Below are 1,061 nucleotides of genomic sequence, written 5' to 3'. Positions count from 1 at the left end.
AAATCCAGCACTGCAGACGGTAGTGGTACATACCGATCTTTCTTTTCCTTTACCCGCTTCGATGAGTACCTGCATCCGTCCACTGTCGATGTCGCTCACTTTCAGATTGACAATCTCACTTACGCGCAACCCCATTCCGTAGCACAGTTGCAGCATCAGCAAATGTTTTCGGTTTTGTACCACGTCGAATATCCGTTTTACTTCCTTTTGGCTCAACACCTTTGGCAAAGTTGATGGCTTCTTCGGCCGTGGGATTTCGGCAAAGAAGTCCGGTTTATGGAGCACCTGTTCAAAATAGAATTTGATGGCGTTGAGCCTGCTGTGCAGCTGGCTTTCCGAAATTTTCAATGTATTGATGCAATAAAGGATGTAAGCACGGAGACGGTCGTAGCCGAGCGAATCAACGGGCACATCTTTCAAAATATACAGTAGCTGTGCAAATTCGATCATGTATGTCTTTATGGTGGATGGACTATAGGCTTTCATCTGCAATACCTCTTTCATGCGTTGCAACTCCCAGGCATTCAATGGTGACAATTTGGACAACACCCCTTTGCCAACCGGTGAGATTTCCATCCCAAACAGTGTCCGGAAATAGGTGTTGTCCGGTACATACCAGCACTTTTCAGACCTGCTCCACCTACCTTTCAGCGATTTGACCAAATCAATCTTTGCCCGGTCGTATTTGAAATCCACCCAAATGACCGCCGAATCATTATGCCTACCTTCCCGGAAAGCAAAACCGGAAAAATCAACAACTTCTATACTGCGTATTTTGTATTATCTGCCAAAACAAATCTAAGAAAGTTATACAAAATGCGCAATGGACAAAATCGCACAACCATAAAGTGAACCCCCTTACAATCAAATATTTATGGCAAAACAGAGAATTATTGGTTTTTTTTTGTAAAGAAGATTATTGCGTATATTTGAGAGTTAGCGGTAATTTTACCAAACAAGTAAATGWTTGAAAATCGATAAAAAAACATAAAATATCGAATCGTGACTATAAGTAAACTGATTCAAAATAAAAAAAAGTTGAAACTTTTTTACTGACTTTT

The 1,061-nt window shown here is 40.9% G+C and carries 1 protein-coding gene; it reads right to left on the bottom strand.

Annotated features, from left to right (window positions below):
• The coding region (locus SD31_RS14460) for a phage integrase N-terminal SAM-like domain-containing protein (RefSeq protein ID WP_231561710.1) at positions 1–696 on the bottom strand (696 nt) is incomplete at its 3' end.
• Between the last annotated feature and the right edge of the window lie 365 nt (positions 697–1,061).

This window comes from Sphingobacterium sp. T2, assembly GCF_000814685.1.
Taxonomy (GTDB): domain Bacteria; phylum Bacteroidota; class Bacteroidia; order Sphingobacteriales; family Sphingobacteriaceae; genus Sphingobacterium; species Sphingobacterium thermophilum.
The sequence above is the reverse complement of the archived record's forward strand: the minus strand, read 5'-3'. Positions and strand labels throughout refer to the sequence as shown.